The organism is Thioclava sp. JE_KL1, from assembly GCF_009296265.1.
GTDB lineage: Bacteria > Pseudomonadota > Alphaproteobacteria > Rhodobacterales > Rhodobacteraceae > Thioclava.
Window position 1 is genome coordinate 1 of sequence record NZ_WBJS01000014.1, and the last position, 16,574, is coordinate 16,574.

The 16,574-nt window shown below is 62.1% G+C and carries 24 protein-coding genes; 17 read left to right on the forward strand and 7 right to left on the reverse strand.

The features are described from left to right. The 4 genes from F8R15_RS18485 to F8R15_RS18495 form a co-directional block, all read left to right on the forward strand. On the forward strand, positions 1-510 hold a 510-nt coding region (locus F8R15_RS18485), incomplete at its 5' end, for a 5-formyltetrahydrofolate cyclo-ligase (protein WP_152845575.1). A gap of 203 nt (positions 511-713) precedes the next feature. Further along, entirely contained in the window at positions 714-1,049 is a 336-nt protein-coding gene (locus F8R15_RS21680; protein ID WP_216644149.1) for a hypothetical protein, read from the forward strand. Then, entirely contained in the window at positions 983-1,990 is a 1,008-nt protein-coding gene (locus F8R15_RS18490; RefSeq protein WP_216644150.1) for an SLC13 family permease, read from the forward strand. The genes F8R15_RS21680 and F8R15_RS18490 overlap by 67 nt, the downstream gene beginning before the upstream one ends. A 201-nt stretch (positions 1,991-2,191) precedes the next feature. Next, the gene (locus F8R15_RS18495) at positions 2,192-2,545 is read left to right on the forward strand and encodes a response regulator (protein WP_152845576.1); all 354 of its coding nucleotides are present in this window, start codon (positions 2,192-2,194) and stop codon (positions 2,543-2,545) included. 259 nt (positions 2,546-2,804) lie between these two features. On the opposite strand, the gene F8R15_RS21530 is transcribed toward F8R15_RS18495, so the two are convergent. The 3 genes from F8R15_RS21530 to F8R15_RS18505 all read right to left on the reverse strand — a co-directional run bounded on the left by F8R15_RS21530 (position 2,805) and on the right by F8R15_RS18505 (position 3,515). After that, the gene (locus F8R15_RS21530; protein WP_172976259.1) at positions 2,805-2,966 is read right to left on the reverse strand and encodes a hypothetical protein; all 162 of its coding nucleotides are present in this window, start codon (positions 2,964-2,966) and stop codon (positions 2,805-2,807) included. A gap of 67 nt (positions 2,967-3,033) precedes the next feature. Next, positions 3,034-3,252, reverse strand: coding sequence for a hypothetical protein (locus F8R15_RS18500; RefSeq protein ID WP_098410052.1), 219 nt, complete (start codon positions 3,250-3,252; stop codon positions 3,034-3,036). Between the two features lie 56 nt (positions 3,253-3,308). Continuing rightward, complete coding sequence (locus F8R15_RS18505; RefSeq protein WP_152845577.1) at positions 3,309-3,515, reverse strand: cold-shock protein; 207 nt, start codon at positions 3,513-3,515, stop codon at positions 3,309-3,311. Positions 3,516-4,217: 702 nt separating this feature from the next. Between F8R15_RS18505 and F8R15_RS18510 the strand changes: the two genes are divergently transcribed. The 7 genes from F8R15_RS18510 (at position 4,218) to F8R15_RS18535 (ending at position 7,823) form a co-directional block, all read left to right on the forward strand. Beyond that, the gene (locus F8R15_RS18510) at positions 4,218-4,487 is read left to right on the forward strand and encodes a DUF982 domain-containing protein (protein WP_098410050.1); all 270 of its coding nucleotides are present in this window, start codon (positions 4,218-4,220) and stop codon (positions 4,485-4,487) included. A gap of 95 nt (positions 4,488-4,582) precedes the next feature. Next, on the forward strand, positions 4,583-4,771 hold the full coding sequence (locus tag F8R15_RS18515; RefSeq protein WP_152845578.1) for a hypothetical protein: 189 nt from the start codon (positions 4,583-4,585) through the stop codon (positions 4,769-4,771). 183 nt (positions 4,772-4,954) lie between these two features. Continuing rightward, complete coding sequence (locus F8R15_RS18520; RefSeq protein ID WP_098410048.1) at positions 4,955-5,161, forward strand: cold-shock protein; 207 nt, start codon at positions 4,955-4,957, stop codon at positions 5,159-5,161. A gap of 181 nt (positions 5,162-5,342) precedes the next feature. Further along, positions 5,343-5,495, forward strand: coding sequence for a hypothetical protein (locus F8R15_RS21535; protein WP_157771556.1), 153 nt, complete (start codon positions 5,343-5,345; stop codon positions 5,493-5,495). 707 nt (positions 5,496-6,202) lie between these two features. Next, positions 6,203-7,147 (forward strand): DnaJ C-terminal domain-containing protein, encoded by a 945-nt coding sequence (locus F8R15_RS18525; RefSeq protein WP_152845579.1) that lies wholly within the window; start codon positions 6,203-6,205, stop codon positions 7,145-7,147. After that, a complete protein-coding gene (locus tag F8R15_RS18530; protein ID WP_098410046.1) occupies positions 7,144-7,473 on the forward strand; it encodes a chaperone modulator CbpM in 330 nt (109 codons plus the stop codon). Before F8R15_RS18525 ends, F8R15_RS18530 begins: the two co-directional genes overlap by 4 nt. A 143-nt stretch (positions 7,474-7,616) precedes the next feature. After that, on the forward strand, positions 7,617-7,823 hold the full coding sequence (locus F8R15_RS18535; RefSeq protein ID WP_078530865.1) for a hypothetical protein: 207 nt from the start codon (positions 7,617-7,619) through the stop codon (positions 7,821-7,823). Between the two features lie 110 nt (positions 7,824-7,933). Here the strand turns inward: F8R15_RS18535 and F8R15_RS18540 are convergent, their stop codons facing one another. The 3 genes from F8R15_RS18540 to F8R15_RS21540 all read right to left on the reverse strand — a co-directional run bounded on the left by F8R15_RS18540 (position 7,934) and on the right by F8R15_RS21540 (position 9,669). Continuing rightward, entirely contained in the window at positions 7,934-8,845 is a 912-nt protein-coding gene (locus F8R15_RS18540) for a transglutaminase family protein (protein ID WP_152845580.1), read from the reverse strand. 104 nt (positions 8,846-8,949) lie between these two features. Next, entirely contained in the window at positions 8,950-9,456 is a 507-nt protein-coding gene (locus F8R15_RS18545; RefSeq protein ID WP_253732755.1) for a hypothetical protein, read from the reverse strand. 75 nt (positions 9,457-9,531) lie between these two features. Beyond that, on the reverse strand, positions 9,532-9,669 hold the full coding sequence (locus F8R15_RS21540) for a hypothetical protein (protein ID WP_168172818.1): 138 nt from the start codon (positions 9,667-9,669) through the stop codon (positions 9,532-9,534). A 405-nt stretch (positions 9,670-10,074) separates the two neighbouring features. On the opposite strand from F8R15_RS21540, the gene F8R15_RS18550 reads away from it, so the two are divergent. Further along, positions 10,075-10,818 (forward strand): endonuclease/exonuclease/phosphatase family protein, encoded by a 744-nt coding sequence (locus F8R15_RS18550; protein ID WP_152845581.1) that lies wholly within the window; start codon positions 10,075-10,077, stop codon positions 10,816-10,818. Here the strand turns inward: F8R15_RS18550 and F8R15_RS18555 are convergent. Then, a complete protein-coding gene (locus F8R15_RS18555; protein WP_078540097.1) occupies positions 10,807-11,370 on the reverse strand; it encodes a cytochrome b in 564 nt (187 codons plus the stop codon). The genes F8R15_RS18550 and F8R15_RS18555 overlap by 12 nt on opposite strands. A 106-nt stretch (positions 11,371-11,476) precedes the next feature. Here F8R15_RS18555 and F8R15_RS18560 point away from each other — a divergent pair, with 106 nt between their 5' ends. Genes F8R15_RS18560 through F8R15_RS18580 form a run of 5 tightly spaced genes read left to right on the forward strand, consistent with a single transcriptional unit; the run spans position 11,477 to position 16,567 of the window. Beyond that, the gene (locus F8R15_RS18560) at positions 11,477-12,238 is read left to right on the forward strand and encodes a CDP-alcohol phosphatidyltransferase family protein (RefSeq protein ID WP_168173789.1); all 762 of its coding nucleotides are present in this window, start codon (positions 11,477-11,479) and stop codon (positions 12,236-12,238) included. Further along, positions 12,238-13,857 (forward strand): sulfatase-like hydrolase/transferase, encoded by a 1,620-nt coding sequence (locus tag F8R15_RS18565; RefSeq protein WP_152845583.1) that lies wholly within the window; start codon positions 12,238-12,240, stop codon positions 13,855-13,857. The genes F8R15_RS18560 and F8R15_RS18565 overlap by 1 nt, the downstream gene beginning before the upstream one ends. Next, positions 13,854-14,729: a lysylphosphatidylglycerol synthase transmembrane domain-containing protein gene (locus F8R15_RS18570; protein ID WP_152845584.1), complete on the forward strand. Its 876-nt coding sequence runs from the start codon at positions 13,854-13,856 to the stop codon at positions 14,727-14,729. Before F8R15_RS18565 ends, F8R15_RS18570 begins: the two co-directional genes overlap by 4 nt. A gap of 52 nt (positions 14,730-14,781) precedes the next feature. Beyond that, on the forward strand, positions 14,782-15,774 hold the full coding sequence (locus F8R15_RS18575; protein ID WP_152845585.1) for an ABC transporter substrate-binding protein: 993 nt from the start codon (positions 14,782-14,784) through the stop codon (positions 15,772-15,774). After that, on the forward strand, positions 15,764-16,567 hold the full coding sequence (locus F8R15_RS18580) for an ABC transporter ATP-binding protein (RefSeq protein WP_152845586.1): 804 nt from the start codon (positions 15,764-15,766) through the stop codon (positions 16,565-16,567). Before F8R15_RS18575 ends, F8R15_RS18580 begins: the two co-directional genes overlap by 11 nt. The last annotated feature ends 7 nt before the right edge of the window (positions 16,568-16,574 follow it).

Consider the following 16,574-nt stretch of genomic DNA (forward strand, 5'->3'; position numbering starts at 1 on the left):
GCCTTGTCCGCAGAAGATCGAGAGCGCGCGACCGTCCGGCTGATTGACGGTCTCGACCGGACAGTTCCTCTCGATGCCCGCCTCACCGTGGCTGTCTATTGGCCGATCCGGGGCGAACCGGATCTGCGGGGCTGGATGGGCAAGGCACACGACGTCGGGGCCGAAGTCCTGTTGCCCGTCGTCATCGAACGAGATGCGCCGCTCGAATTCCATACGTGGACCCCGGATTGCCGCATGGTGCGCGGCGTCTGGAACATTCCCGTGCCAACCGCAGGCGAACCTCGCACGCCCGACCTCGTGATCGTCCCCCTTGTCGGTGTCGACACGACGCTTCATCGCCTCGGAAACGGGGGAGGCTATTACGACCGCACGCTCGCCCGTTTCGAGAAAAAACCGCGGATCGTCGGAATAGGTTTTTCGGGCTGCGTCTTGCAGACCATCTACCCGATGCCCTGGGATGTGCCGATGGACGAGATCCTTCTGTCGGATGGAACCCATTTGACGAGATAGCGCAGAGAGGAGCTGAGCCGTGGCGCATCGCCGCCTCTAACGGCAGGGCTCCGCGTCGAACCTCTTCGACCGTAACCGGCGCGTCGGATGCCGCGTTCGATTTCGCGACACAGGCCGCCCGCCTTGCGAGCAAGCATCGACAGCTTTCGTCAGATCAGACATTGCATTGATGCCCAACGGGCAGTCGGTATGACACGCATGTGTTGGACGAGTTGATGATGGTTGAGGTGATCAGTCTTTCTATTGCGGCTCTTGCCACGGCGGGCGTGATCCTGCGTCCCTTCGGCTGGGCCGACTGGATCTTTGCCGTGAGCGGCGCCGCAGCGGAGGTTCTTCTGAGGGCACTACCACTCTCCGACGCCCTGCATGCCATCGGCGAAGGCCGAGAGGTCTACTTCTTTCTGGTCGGCACGATGCTTCTCGCAGAAGTCGAGGGCCGCGAGGGCCTTTCGAACATCTTGCCGCCCGCGCGGTGCGGGCGGCGGCGGGGTCTGCGCGGCGCCTGTTTTCCATCCTCTATCTGGTCGGCGCAGGCGTGACGGTTTTCCTGTCGAACGATACTACGGTCGTCGTGCTGACGCCTGCCGTCCTCGCGGTGACGCGCCATGCGCGCGGGAAGCCCCTGCCCTATCTCTTCACCAGCGCCATCGTCGCAAATGCGGCGAGTTTCGTCCTGCCGATCTCGACCCCTGCCAATCTCGTGCTCGACCATGGTGTCCTCCCGCACCTCGGCGATTGGCTCGCGCGGCTCGCTTTGCCTGCTCTCGTTGCGATCGTTGTCAGCTATTTCTCTCTTCGCTGGGCGATGCGCCATGATCTGGGCACAGAGCTCGGGACGCCCGATGCCCCCGCGCTTTCGCGGGGTGGCTGGGTCGCAGCGGCCGGGCTGAGCCTTTCGGCGGTGGCGCTGGTCACGGTCTCATCTCTGGGCGGGAGGCTGGGACTTGCGACGCTCAGTGCCGGAGCCGCCGTGGCGCTGGTGGTAGCGTTGACCACCCGGCGGTCTCCCTTGCCCCTCTTACGGCACCTGACATGGGGCGTGGTGCCGCTCGTCGCCGGGCTTTTCGTGCTGGTCGCCATACTGGACCGCGTCGGGTTACTTGCGGCCCTCGGCCAATGGCTTGGGCAGATCTACGCGACCTCGCCGCGGGTGGCAGCGGGAACGAGCGGGATAGCGGTCGGCATCGCGAGCAACCACGCCAACAACCTACCTGTCGGACTGGCTGCCGCCGCAGCCGCGACAACAGGAGACCTCGGGGATCTCATGCGCGACTGCCTCTCGATCGGCGTGGATCTTGGACCGAACCTCTCGGTGACTGGGTCGCTCGCAAACACTCCTCTGGCTCGCGACCCTTCACCGGTCCGGCCTTCACGTCTCCGCAGCCCAGTTCCTGGGCGTCGGGCTCAGGATCATGCCGCCCGCGCTGATCCTGGCACTTCTGATCCGCCTGTGTCTGCCGCGATAAGAGGCTTGAAGTGACCAGGCGCCATGTGGCGAGGCCAGCGGGCATGGCCCGCTGAACACGCGCCCAAAATAGATGAATATTAAATCCGCCAGGGAACCGCAGATGTGCGATAGCGTTGGTCTAGGTCTTCTGACCACAAGTTGGTCTATCCCAATCGCGTATTGTCCCTGTGTCTCGGCAAAGCGCACCTTCTCCTCAGGCACCAAGGTAATATGATGCGCAACGATGCGACCAAAGTTCTCGTCGTCGAGGACGAGGCCATCATAAGGATGGATCTCGTTCTTGGGCTCGAAGAACTGGGCTATTATGTGCTTGAGGCGAACTCCGCTGATGCTGCACTCAGCCTCCTAGACGCGTGGCAGGATATTGACCTGCTAATTACCGATATCGACATGCCCGGCAAAATGAACGGAGCGGGGCTCGCGCATGAGGTGCGGCGCAGGTTTCCCGCATGCCAGATCATCATCATGTCGGGGCATTCGGCGCCCGAAACGCTAGACCTCCCCAAGCGCAGCGCTTTTATGCCAAAACCGATCAGCCCTGGCGAACTCGCAGCGACCTTCACCTGACGAAAAGCTCTGAATATCCGCGATTGCGCCTAAGACGGCATCCTCAGCGTGAAGGTCGTGCTGGCTGACACGGCGTCCGGTTCCCGGATTAGAATTCTGACAGCCGAATGACCTATCCGCTAAGAAAGCGAAGCGGCAGGAGTTTCCTCCCGCCGCTTTGCCTCCCGACGAGTCGTGTGGCGCGCGTCATTAAGTTTTTGCGAAACCTCACATCGCTCAGCCCTCTTGCCAGGAATTCCGGTCCCGAATTTCAGACAAACTATTCCTGAATACCGCCCGGTAGGGCGCTGCGCTCGTCCGGTATCTTTTCTTCGGACAAACTCCGGAAGAAGTGATGCCAAGCAAGAGCAGCATGGCCCTTGGAATGCGCGAGGTCCTTCGTCTGGGACGTCTTGCCCGCAGGCATTTTTTCGACAGCCATATTTCGGCCCTCCCTTTAATCCCCGAGAGATACTCGGAAAATTCCTGTGGATGACCGAAATATCCGGTCAGCGTCGCGGCTTTTTCTCGCGCGGGGACGGTGCCGCAGCACTTTCGTCCGAATTCCGTTCCAAACGCGCCGCGCGCAAACTCGCGGTCAGCTCCGCTCTTTTCTCGGCGTCATCGTCACGGATGAGGCGCACTGCGGCATCCGTCTTGTCCTGAGCCGTCGCGGCTTTCCGAGGCAGATCACGGAAAAAGCCGTCCACGTTGTAATTGCGGGGCATATGCCCTCCTTGGTCGCGAAATCCGGCCCACCGGGCCGGATATGGAACCTTTGAGTTCAGCCGAGCGCCAGATTGCAGGCGGACTCACGCCCGTCGCGTCCGGTTTCGATCTCGTAGATGACGGCCTGTCCGTCATCGAACTGCGAGAGGCCCGCGCGCTCGAGGGCCGAAATGTGGACAAAAATGTCACGTCCACCCGTCTTCGCTTCGATAAAGCCGAAGCCTTTGGTTTGGTTGAACCACTTCACGGTGCCATTGGCCATCGTGATGTCTCCTCAAATATTGCGGTCCGCGGAATGCGACAGCCCGGCTCAGTCAATTCAATAAGGCAGACTGAAGCCAAGTAGGGAGACAGGTTGCAGAAGGGAATAACGTAGCCTGTTTGTTCTACGCCAATTTGGCTCATTTAGCAAAGGAAATGCGCGGCGCTCCATCGCGTTGTCCGGCCTCCCCTGACGACAGCCGATTAATATCGAGCACAATCAATCTGTTGTGCGAAAACGCGGGCGCGCGCTGCAATTTCCTCGCAATAGTGGCGCAGATCGCTTATCTGTGAACTCGCATATCTTAATTCTCGGACCCTGTTCCTTCCGGCTCAGCGACGATCTTGAGCTTTGTCGGGCCGCGCGTTTTCGAAGGCGGCATAAGGAAAAGGAGCCTCACCCGGCCCATAGCGCCGTTCGAGCAGACGAGTCGCTCACAAAACGTGCCGTGCGGGTTCTGGCCGATTGCACATATTCCACCCCTTGCGCGTTCGCCGCGAGCTTCGCACATCGAAAGTGCCCGATAGTGAGCCGCGCGCGTTGACGCTGACGGGGCACTATCCGAACGCAAAGACATCTCGCGCGCAATACCGCGCGTCGACCCAATTCACCGCATGGCGCAGGCCTCGCCCGCACCGTGCCTCCGTGATCGCGCGACCAGTCAAACTGGTCCCCTCACGAATTCTTGGAAAGATACGAACCTTGATCGAAATTTACTGGGGCAAGCCCATCTCTCTTGTCGTGTCGCCTGAGGGCGACGTCAAAAACTTCAGCACCATCGAGCAGGTGCATCACTGGCTTCGCAAGAAGTGGCCCGTCGCCGACACCGCGCAAGACCATGCGATCGGGCGTGTCGAGGCCGCCATGGACTGCCTCGGTTCCGTGGGCGATGCGCGCAGCGCCTTCCTTGGCGCCGCCTGCACCGCAGGTTTCGTGCCATTTGAACCAGCGGCTCGTGCCCTTGCGGCCTGACCGGTTAGACCCCGCGGCAGCCCGTCCGCAGCGGAGCCCTCCGGGCGAAGCGCGAAGGCTACAGGCTCTGCGATCGAAACTTTTCGACGGCCTGTTTGTCTCACCGCAAGCTGACCCCACCGATCGTGCAAGATGCGGACAATGTCTGGCGCAAGGGCACGGGCGCCTCCTTCTTGATGATCCCGCCCTGGCTTCCGGCCGCCGAAGCGAGCGCGCAGGTCGAGGCCTTTCTCGATATCGAGAAAGGCCGTCCGCCCTCAGCCTCGAACGCGCACCTGAGCTAAGAGACGCATTTCTCATCTCATTCCTCGGTTGCATCTTGTATCGCCGCCCGCCAGCCCCATCTATAAGAGGCTTAGTTATTCCGACCGCACCCTGTCTCCTTCATCGGCCTCAGTTTGCTTTTCGATCTGACCGGCCGACCTGCCGCATCCTGCGGGCAGATTTTCAAACAAGGAGACAACACGATGGCCAATGGCACCGTGAAATGGTTCAACCCCGGCAAAGGCTTCGGCTTCATCCAACCCGAGAACGGTCGTAAGGACGTATTCCTGCACATCAGCGCGCTCGAACGAGCGGGCCTTTCCCAGGTCGACGACGGTCAGAAAGTGACCTTCGAGATCGAGACCGGCCGCGATGGCCGGGAATCCGCCAAGGATCTCGAACTCGCCTGATAAAATCGTTCGCGGTCCGGTGTCTTCCGGTCCGCGAACGCACCCATGTTGCGAGAGTCTTCTCTGCTCGAATACCTTTGCGCAGTCCAGGTTCGAAACATCTGTAGAACCACCCATCCGGCATTGCGGATCAGGATGTGCGGGCGGGTTCAAAATTCACCTGTCTACGCGGAGAACGATCATGGGCTATTCCCCTCAAAAGAAACAACTCGACCTCAAGGATTTCCTGAGCCAGCCCGCCAAGAAAGGCTTTCGGAAAGGCGTCGGTTTTCGTCGTGCGCCAACAAATCCGACCCCAGTCAAAGCCGGCGCAAAACAGGCTGTGACGAAATAAAAAGCTGCGCCGAGTTAATTGATTTCCCCGCTCCCCGAGTGAACCTGCCTGATGGCCGCCCCCCCGAGAGACGGGGCTGATCAGTCGGCGTTCAGTGCAAGCCGTTTTCCTGAAGGCCTATTGAGACGTCTTGATCCTTGTTTTGGGCCACGAAACCCTCATGGGTGATGGCCTCCTCGCTGGCCAAGTTCGCCAAAGATTCGGTGCACTACGACTCTTCTCCAGCTTTGGTGATGACCGTTACGCGACATCGTTTCTCTCGCACCGCGCTACCGGCCTTCGGATTGCACGGATAAAAGTGAGACAGTTTGACTGACGCATCCGCCATAGCGGATGTTTGGCTTTCTATCGGGCATTCGAAGCGATGGTAAAAACTGGTGGCCGAACAGGCATATAACGCCGTAAGCCGCTCCGAGCGATTGGCCCGCCGCCTGCATCCAGCAAGATGGGGCGCACACTCGCAAAAGAACAACACAGCTTGAAGTGTCTTGCGGTAGTCGTCGAGAACTCGGCCATGCCAGGTCGGCGTGTGGGATGCAGCGAGCCGCCGCTTGGCCCCAAATCAGTCAGCACAGTCAATCGTGACATTTCCACATTGACGTGGATCACGGACTTAAGCTCCCTTCTCATGGCATCCAACGACAAGTGAACCCACTTTCGCACGCGTTTTGCCTTACCAAGCATTGCTCGCCGAACAGGATATCTGGATGCCCAATGATCCATACGAAACCCTTGGCCTGACCAAGACTGCGACGGCTGACGAAATCAAGAAGGCGTATCGCAAACTGGTGCGGACAAGCCATCCGGATCTGCACCCGGATGACGCGGGGGCCGAAGCGCGGTTCAAGGCGATCTCGGCCGCCTATGAGATCTTGAAAGATCCCGAGACCCGTGCGCGCTATGACGCGGGAGAAATCGACAGTCTCGGCGCAGAAAGTTCGCGGCGACAGTATTACCGTGATTTCTCGGGGTCCTCCGATAACACCTACCAGCACGGGCGCGGGTTTGGACCAGATGTTGATCCGGCAGATATCTTCGCGGACATATTGCGCAATCGCGGGCGGCCTGGCGCTGGCGACTTCGGCGACCGTGGGTTTTCCGCGCGCGGCGCCGACGCGCGGTATTCGCTCACTGTGCCATTTCTGGATGCAGCGCGGGGGGCGGAAACCCAAATAACGCTACCCGATGGACAAAGCCTGACCGTCAAGATCCCACAGGGCACCGAAGACGGCCAGACACTTCGGTTACGCGGCAAAGGTGCGCCTGGATATGGAGATGCCCCCGCGGGAGACGCGCTGATTACCGTTCTCGTGGGGTCCCACCCGGTGTTCGACCGCGAGGGGGATGACATCCTTGTAACGCTCCCGATCACCATCGAAGAGGCTATTCTCGGTGGCAAGGTAACCACACCGACCATTGACGGCCCAGTTGGGCTCACCATCCCAGCGGGCGCAAATTCGGGCCAGGTCTTACGTTTACGGGGACGTGGCATCGCCAACGCAAAGCGCAAAACCAAGGGAGATCAGCGGGTTGAGCTGAAGATCGTTACACCGCCCGACATTGACGAGGGCCTGCGTGATTTCCTCACCGAGTGGCGCAAAACACATAGCTTCGATCCGCGTGTCGACTTGATGAAAAGGGCCAGCGCATGACGGACAGTTTTTCCGAAGAGGACGTGATCTCCAACGTCACCCGGCTCACACGAAGTCAGCTTTTGAGCTATGTCGAAGGCGAGCTCGTCCGACCGGAAAAGAGTGACACCGGCTATGTTTTCCGCCGCGTCGACATCGCGCGATTGGAGTTATTGTGCGATCTTTCCCATGATCTTGACCTCGACGAAACGGCGCTGGCTATCGTGATCTCGCTCCTTGACCAGCTGCATGCTGCGCGACAGGATCTCGTTACGATTGCCCGCGCGCTAGACAGCCTGCCACCGGAACTTCAGACGCGTGTCCTGGCAGCAATGAAACGGCCATGAACACAATGCGCCTCTCCCCCTTTGGAGAAAAGACTAACCTCAAAACGAGGACATTTCAGGGGAACAGGTCACCTGTCTTGCAGTAGTATGGCGGCTCGTTTCATTAACTGCCTCGAAGTGCGGACACTACAGGGAGATTAAAAATGGAAGACCCAATTCAGCTCGGCCAAGGCGTATTCGTGACTGGCGCAGAAAAAACGATCTTCCGATTTGAAGGACGCGCACGGGATGGCTTCGTCACTATTAGCGGATCAGGCGGATTCACGTGCGATGTGCCGGAAGATTGTATTCAAGCTGTCAAAAAGCGCAGCCGTAAGGAATTCGGAAATATCGACTTCCATCGCGACTGACCGCCTGGAATTGAGCCACTGGAACACTCTGAGAATGTCGGCTCCAACACGCTTTGCGCAGCCGCACGAGCGATTGAACCCACAAAACGCGCATCATCTGATTAACGCCTTCACAGGTCGTCGAAACCTACCTCCTCCGCCACGGACACGGCGGCCCGCCCGCTTTGAACGGAGACCTCAACAGAGAGATCGTAGAGCGCGTTGCCATATCCTGAAAAGCTGCCCGAAATCGGTGAGACCTGATGGATGCCTCGACCGACCGCGACCGGTATCAGGTTCTGCGACCCGACGCTGCGATTTGTCGGGTCGAATGCGATCCATCCGGCGCCGGGGACGAATATCTCGACCCATGCGTGGGTCGCCCCTGAGCCAGCCGATCCCACAAGGTTCATTTCGGGATTGAAGAGATATCCCGAGACGATGCGAGCGCCGAAGCTAAGATGGCGGACGGCCTCGGCAAGCAGGACCGCGAAGTCGCGGCACGATCCCCAGCGCCGGTCGAGGGTTTCGGTCGGCGACTGGGTGCCCTCATCCTCCCGGCTCTGGTAGGAAATCTGCGTGAACACGCCGGTGCTGATATCCTTCAGCAGAGACAATGTGTCAGTCGGGCGCGCCATGACGAAGCTCTCGACCCAGCGGGAAAGGCGGCCTTTGGGGTCTTGGTATTGGGGCGTGGTCAGCGCTCCCAAATCCGTCCAGTCGTCCGCAGCGTAGAGAAAAGGATACTGGGTTGCCGAGGCAGCGATAGCGAAGACCGGCCAGGGCGACGCGGTCAGTTCCACGGACGCGCGGCTTTCGATTGCCAGATGATCAGTCTGACCGTCGAACACGGCGGTGGCGATCGCGTTGCCGGCCACATCATGCGCCCACGTTATGTGCGCCGTCGGCGTAATGGAAAGTGCGTGCGAGAGTAGCCGCAATTCGCGCGTCTCACGCGGGCGCAGCATCAACCTGTGCGGCCCGAGAGAGACGTCTCCCCGGTATCGGTAGGTCGTGGCGTGAAAAATGTCGAGACAGGCCAAATGGCGCTCCAATAGGTCCAAAAAAGTGGCGCCCGCGCCTATGCCCTTGCCGGTCAGCGGTGTCGAGATGGGGCCGGCCCGAAGCCAGACGCTTCGCTGAGCCTCTAATCTCTCAGCAGCGGCTCCGGTCTCGTCGGCATCCCTTCGTTTTCAGCGGCCCGAATGGAAGCTTCGTAGCGCCGTTTTTGGGGAGCCGTCAGGGGCTCCAGTCCGGATGGATCCGGATCAGGCGACCGGAATACCGAGTAGAGATGGCGCAGATGCGCCTCCGAGACACCATCGGCTTCCATCACGAGGCGCACCATCGGATCCGAAAGCATCTCTTCCACGAAAAAGTCCGACAGGGCACGCCCCGTAAGCTTGTCTCTGGCACGCGCGTGATCGAGATCGGCCAGAGAAACGGTCAGCGTCCTTACCAATCCGGGATGTGTGGCTCTGGGATGAAGCTTCACCATGACGGAAGCTTTCCAAGTTTCGGGGTCCTTCCGATCCGGAGGAGAGACCAGCTCCGTCTCGATCTCATACTCTCCCGCCGGGAGTGTCTCGGTAAATCCCGGAAGGCTGAACGGGCGGGAAAAAACCGCAATGGTCTTGCGTGTAAACTCTTCCACCGGCGCAATCCTCTCACATGATGAGCGAATGGCTCGCGCCCCTTGTCAGGAGCGGGGCGCGGGCCTGTTCAGGTCTCACGAAGTCTTGGATTTCGCGGGCGCGTCCTCACTGGCGGCTTTGGGCTCGCTCTTCTCTGCAGGGGGCTTGGCGGTCTTCTCGGGCGTTGGCTTCAGCGCCGCAGCGGCCCGAGTGGTCAGGTCCTTGAAGGACATGTCATCGATCCTTTTATCGCCCGACGTCAACTCTTGGTCCATGTCGGACCGGGATGCTTGTCGTCGGTCTGATCTATATGGGGACGAGGGACCTACTTTACGACGGTCAGACGCCGATGAATCTGAGATCAGGTGCAATTTCCGGTCCAGCCCCCGAACTCCTCAAGCGCATCCCGATCCGATGTCCGGGACATTCGCACGGGCCAGTCAATGGCGAAAGAACCGTGGCAGGTCATCGCGAGAACAACCGGCAGATAGCTGTGTCGGGAACACCGGTGCAAATCACGTGACACCCCGTGGAGCGCAAATGAGCTTCATGCAACTTCTCTGCAATGGCCTGGCTTGCGCAGGGCGGAGCGCCTGGCGATAGTTCGAAAGGAAAATTCAGGACAAGTAGGGATGCGCATGCAAACACTCCGACCTCATGGCCTCGAGTGTGTCACATGGAATGTCCATCGGGGACGCGGGCAGGACAACCGCGTCGATCCGGAACGCATCGTCGACGTGCTTGCATCGGAAGTCTGCGCGCACGGCCCGGAGGTTCTCGCCTTGCAGGAGGCTGATGAGGAAACACCTCCACACGCAGGACTTCTCGATCTCAAAAGGATCGAAGCCGAGACCGGGCTTCGATCCATCCATAGCAACGCGGCGCTGCGCTGGGGGCCGCAGAGCGATGGGTTTCTGGGCGCCATCCTATTTCTCCATCCCGATTTCGAGATCACCGCCACCCATGTCCTCGACCTGCCCGGCCATTGCCATCGCGGCGCGGTGGTGGTGGACACACGAAAGAATGGCAAGGCGCTGAGAATCCTGACCACCCATCTTTCGCTGGGGCAGATGCTGCGCGCCGCGCAAATGCGCACGATCGGGCAGTTCCTGTTTCGGCGCCCGGAGATGCCGACGATCGTGCTGGGAGATCTGAACGAGTGGCGGCCCTGGGGTGGTCTGGCATTCTCGAAAAAGCTCGTCGGGCTGCGCCTGTCGGGCCCGCTGCGCAGAACCTTCCCCGCCACCCGCCCACTATTGCCGCTCGATCGGATCCTGAGCGACCAGCCCGCTGCCGTGCGCGAAGCGCGGGTTCTCGACGGGCCGGGTATTCGCGTGGCCTCGGATCACCGGCCGCTGGCGGCGCGGGTGCTACTGGCCTGAACGGCGCGGCCACATCCGGCGTAGAAGCCCGTCGCGCAGCCAGAGCGTATGATAGAAGGCTGCGCCGATATGCAGCGCGATCAGGGCAATCAGGCCAAGCCGCGCATAGGCATGAATCGCCTTCGCGGCCGTTTCGAGCCCTTTCTCCTTTGCCACGAGGCGCGGCAGGCCCAGAGCGTCGAGCCCTTCGATCGGATAACCGCCCGCGCGCACGCGCGTGTAGCCCGAAACCACCATCACGAAGACCAGAAGATAGAGAAGCGCATGTGTCACATGGGCGACGCGTGCCTGCCAGTGCGGCGTGGTCGCGGGCAGCGGCGGCGGAGGATGAGCGATCCGATACCCAAGCCGGATCAGCATCAGCGCACCGATGATTACGCCCGCGTTTTTGTGAAAGAGGTAAAGCAGATCCCGGACCGAAGGCGCCAGCCCTTCGGCGATCATCACCTGCCCCGCAGCGATCAACCCGAGGACAAGCACCGCCACGCTCCAGTGCAGCCAGCGGGCCGGGGCCGAATATGCCGCATTCTCCTCATGTCGAGTCTTGCGCATGCTTGCCCCCCAGATTCTCCGAATTATTCGGCTATTCGCTTGCCATAATGAACCATATCATGCGCCATTGCGTTTCTTTAACTATTGTCACGCCGGGGTTGTCTTCATGATCCAGTCGCCTCTCGCGCCACAACAGTTTCAGCGCCTTCTGGCTGCGGCACGCGCGGACCGTCCGTCGGGGGCGGCGTTGCGTATGGCATCGCTGGGGCTGCCGCTGGGACTGGTGGCGGCGTCGATCATCGCGCCCTGGGGATTCGCCCTTGCCTTCCTGAGCTTCAGCGCCGTCGCCTTCGGAACGATCGCAATTTCACTCGCCTTCTGGCGCTCCTACCCACATGGCCGGCTGGGCCTGTGCAACGTGGTTACGCTTTCGCGCGCCGCCCTGATCGTAACCTTGCTCGCCCCGCTTCTCGCGCGCGATCCGACCACGGAAATCCTTGCCTGGTCGATCACGGCGATCGCGACACTGGCCTTCGCGATGGACGGGCTCGATGGCTGGCTGGCGCGCCGCACTGCGCTGGTGTCGCGCATTGGCGCACGCTTCGACATGGAAACCGATGCGGCGCTTGGCTTCGTGCTGTCGGTCCTTGTCTTTGCCTCGGGCACGGTCGGGGCCTGGGTCCTGCTGCTAGGTTCGATGCGCTATATCTACATTGCGCTGGCGCAAGCCCTTCCCTGGCTGAATGCCCCGCTGCCCGAGAGCTTCCGGCGCAAGACGATCTGCGTGGTCCAGATCGCAGCACTCATCGTGCTGACAATCCCCGGCGTTGATGGCCTGCCCGCGCAGATCATCGCCGCCGCCGCCACGCTCGCGCTCGCCTGGTCTTTCGCGACCGATATCCTCTGGCTCTCCCGGGCCCGCGATTGATGAGCGCAGGGCGTAAAATCGCGGGGCTGCTGCTCGCGGCTTGGGTATTTCAGATCGCTCTGGTGCTGCCGGACTACCCGGATGGCCTCGTGCTCAAGACATTTCTGCGCGTCCCACTCGAGCTGCCAGCGATCTTGCTGAGCCTCGCCGTTCTGTCCAGGGGATGGCGCGCGACCAACGCCATCCGAGCCCTGCTTGCGGTCGCGCTGGTGGTGATGGTGCTTCTGAAAATCGCCGATATCGGCAGCTTCATCGCCTTTTCCCGACCGTTCAATCTCGCGGTCGACAGTTTCGTTTTCGATTCTGGACCGAGGCTTGCCGCACGCACGATCGGCCTGCCGCTGACCCTGCTGGCCGGGATCGGCTTGATTGTCGGACTTGGTGCCCTGATCACCGCGCTCTGGTGGGCAAGCGGACAATGGACGGGGCTCGTGCGCGGGGTCGGATGGCGTGCGGGCGCAAGCCTTGGCGCGGCGCTTTGCATTGCTGCCGTAGCACTTCAGGTTTCCGGAACAGCACTCAAGCGTTGGCCCTGGCGCGCCGATACGACCCGGATCGCGGGGTATCACCTCACCCGCTATGTCGAGACCACGCGGGGTCTGCGGCTGTTTTATGCGGCAGCCCAAACCGACCCTTACGCGGGCGCAACCGATCTCTTCACGCGGCTTCAGGGCCGTGATGTACTGATCGTCTTCATCGAGAGCTACGGGCGCGCGAGCTTCGACAACCCGCTCTATGCACCGACGCATCTGGGCACGCTCAAGGCCGCCGAGCCGCGCCTGAGACAGGCCGGCTTGGCGATGCGGTCGGGTTGGCTGACCTCGCCCACGGCGGGCGGGCAGAGCTGGCTTGCGCATTCCACGCTGGAATCAGGGCTGACGATTTCCGATCAGACGCGTTATCGGGCCTTGCTCGCGAGCCCCCGCAAGACCCTGTTCGATCTTGCCGCGGCCTCGGGACTGCGGACGATTGCGGTAATGCCAGGCATTACGATGGACTGGCCCGAGGGGCCAAAACAGGGGTTCCAGACCATCCTCGCCGCAGCCGATCTCGGCTATCGCGGCGATCCGTTCAACTTCGTGACGATGCCCGATCAGTTCACCCTTGCCGCCTTTGACCGGCTCGTGCCGCGCAGTCGGCCCGACGATCCGCTGCTTGCACAGATCGTGCTGCTGTCCTCGCATGCACCCTGGGTCCCGGTGCCGCATCTCGTGCCTTGGAACACGGTCGGCAACGGCACGATTTTCAATGAGATGGCCAATTCCGGCGATCCGCCCAAAATCGTCTGGCGTGATCGCGACCGGGTGCGCGACCAGTATCGCAAAGCCATCGACTATTCGCTGCAATCCATTCTGGCCTTTGCCGAACGGCAAACACGCCACCCCCCGCTGATGATCGTTCTCGGCGACCACCAACCCGCCTCTTTCGTAGCCCAGAGCGAGAGCCGGGACGTGCCGGTTCACCTGATCGGCCCGCCCGATCTGGTCGCCCTGTTTGACGGTTGGAACTGGACCGAAGGGCTCGTGCCCGATGTGCAGACCCCGGTCTGGCCGATGCGCGATTTCCGCGATCGCTTCATCAAGACGCTCAGCGCAGAACCGTCGGAGGCAAGCGGATGACGCATCTGGCTCTCAAGTTGATCACGGTCGCGACCGTTCTGGCGGTCACGCTCTATTTCGTCGATCCGACCATCGTATTGTCGCATCTTCGCATGGCGGATTGGCGCTGGCTCGCCCTTGCGGGGATCGCGGTCAATCTGCAGACGGTGCTCTCGGCGCTGCGCTGGCAGGTCACCGCGCGCGCGCTTGGGCAGCGGATTGAGACGGGCGAGGCGATCGGGGAGTATTACCTCGCGCAGCTGGTGAACCAGACCCTGCCCGGCGGGGTGCTTGGGGATGCGGGCCGGGCGATGCGGGCGCGCCGCTCGGCCAATCTCTTGCGTTCCAGCCAGGCCGTCGTGATCGAACGGCTGGCGGGGCAGATCGCACTGGCCGCGGTGGTTCTGGTTGCACTGCTGCTGACGGGACGATTGGTGTGGGCGCTCGAGCTTTTGGGTGCCGCGCTGACGCTGTGGCTTCTCGCGCGCAGCTGGAACCGTTTGGCGCGGCTTCTCGCGCCGCTGCGTCGTGCGCTTCTGGGGCGCGAGGTGCGGGCACGCCAGATCGCGCTCGGGCTGTCGATCGTGACCTGCAATCTTCTGGCCTTCGCCTTCGCCGCGCGTGCGATCGGCACGCAGCTTTCGCCGAGCGCGATCGTGACGCTCGTGCCGCTGATCCTGAGCGCGATGGTGATCCCGCTCAGCATCGCCGGATGGGGCTGGCGCGAGGGGGCAGCTGCGGCGCTGTTCCCGCTGGCGGACGCAACGCCCGAGGCGGGGCTTGCAGCCGCGACCGCCTTCGGCGCGACCCTGATCGCCTCGGCGCTGCCCGGTCTCGGCTGGGTGCTGCTGCGTCGCGACGCGGCCGCCGCAACTACGTCAAAAGCAAAATGAAGCCCGCGCAGGACGCGCTAAGTTGAACAGCAAGGATAGCGAGGAATTTTTCATGAAACGAAACGCTCTTACCCGCCGCGGATTTCTGGCGACCGGCGCCGGCGGCGTTCTCGCCACGAGTTTAGGGCTGCACCCGGCGCTCGCCGCAGGCACCGTTAACCTGCAGCTGTCCTGGCTGCATTCGGTGCAGTTCGGCGGCAGCTATATCGCGAAGTCGAAGGGCTACTGGTCCGATCAGGGCCTCGACGTGAGCCTCACGCCGGGCGGGCCGAACGCGCCGGTCGAGCCGCCAGTCGTCTCGGGCACCGCGCTCGTCGGCATCTCGGCGGCCGATTACACCGCAGCTGCGGTCGCTCAGGGCGCGCCCTTCAAGATCATCGCCGTCGCGATGCAGAAGAACCCCTTTGCCATCGCCTCGCTGCCGGCGAACCCGGTGAGAGAACCGAAGGATCTAGAGGGCAAGAAGATCGGCATGGCGCTGGCCAATACGCCTGTGCTCAAGGCGCTCTGCACGCTCAACGACGTGAATTTCGACGCGATCGAAGTGGTGCCGACGCAATATGACGCGGCGCCTCTGGTGGCTGGTCAGGTCGATTGCCTGCTGTGCTGGGCCACCGATCTGCCCGTCGCGATGACGATGAAGGGACTCGATCCGGTGACGATGCTGATGGCCGATTTCGGCTATGCGGTGCAATCGCAGACCTATATCGCAACCGAGGACAGCCTCGCCAATAGCCGCAAGGAACTGGTCGAATTGCTGCGCGGCGAGATCCGGGGCTGGGCCGATTATCACAAGGACACCGATGCCGCGGCCGAACTGACGGTCAAGATGTTCCCCGATGCGGGGCTCGATCTTGAGACGCAGAAACTGCAAGCGAAACGTCAGGTGCCGCTGATGTTCTCGGACGTCACCGATGAACACGGTTTCGGCTGGTTCACCGATGAGAGCATCGCGGAAAACATCAAGACGCTCGCGCTGCTGGACAAGCCGGTGACGGCGGATCTGTGGGATCGTTCGATCCTCGAAGAGATCCATGCTGGTTGAGCGCGGGTCGGACATAGGGCCGGGCATCACCTGCGAGGGGCTCAGCCGTATCTTCGGAACGGGTGCGGCCCGGATCGACGCGCTGGCCCCGACAGATCTGCAGCTCGACGGCGGGCGCACGACCGCCTTTGTCGGCCCGTCGGGCTGCGGGAAATCGACCCTGCTGCGGCTGATCGCCGGGCTTGACCCGCCAAGCGCGGGCCGTGTGCGCATCGGCGCCGAGACGCCGCTGGAAATGCGCCGCCGCGCCGGGCTGTCGGTCGCGTTTCAGGATGCAGCCCTGCTGCCATGGCGATCGGTGCGCGGCAATATCGCGCTTGCACGCAAGCTCGCGCGGATGACGCCGGACCCTGCGAAGGTCGATGATCTGATCGCGACCGTGGGGCTTGCAGGCTTCGAGGATCGCCGCCCTGCGGATCTCTCGGGCGGGATGCGCCAGCGCGCGGCGATCGCACGTTGCCTCGCGACCGATCCGCAGCTGCTGCTCCTCGACGAGCCCTTCGGCGCGGTGGACGAGCTGACGCGCGCACGGCTCAATCAAGAATTGCCGGCGCTGTGGCAGGCGCGCGGGGTGACGGCGGTGATGATCACGCATTCGATCTCGGAGGCGGTGCGCATCGCCGATCGGGTCGTCGTGCTCTCGCCCCGCCCGGCGCGGGTGGTGGCCGATATCGCCGTGCCGCTACCGCATCCGCGCGAGAAGGGGCCGGCGCTGGATGCGCTGATCGAGGAGGTCGGCGCTGCGCTCGCCCGCCACGCGCCCGCGCCTCCCCCGGCCCGGATAGCCTCGTGAGCGCGCC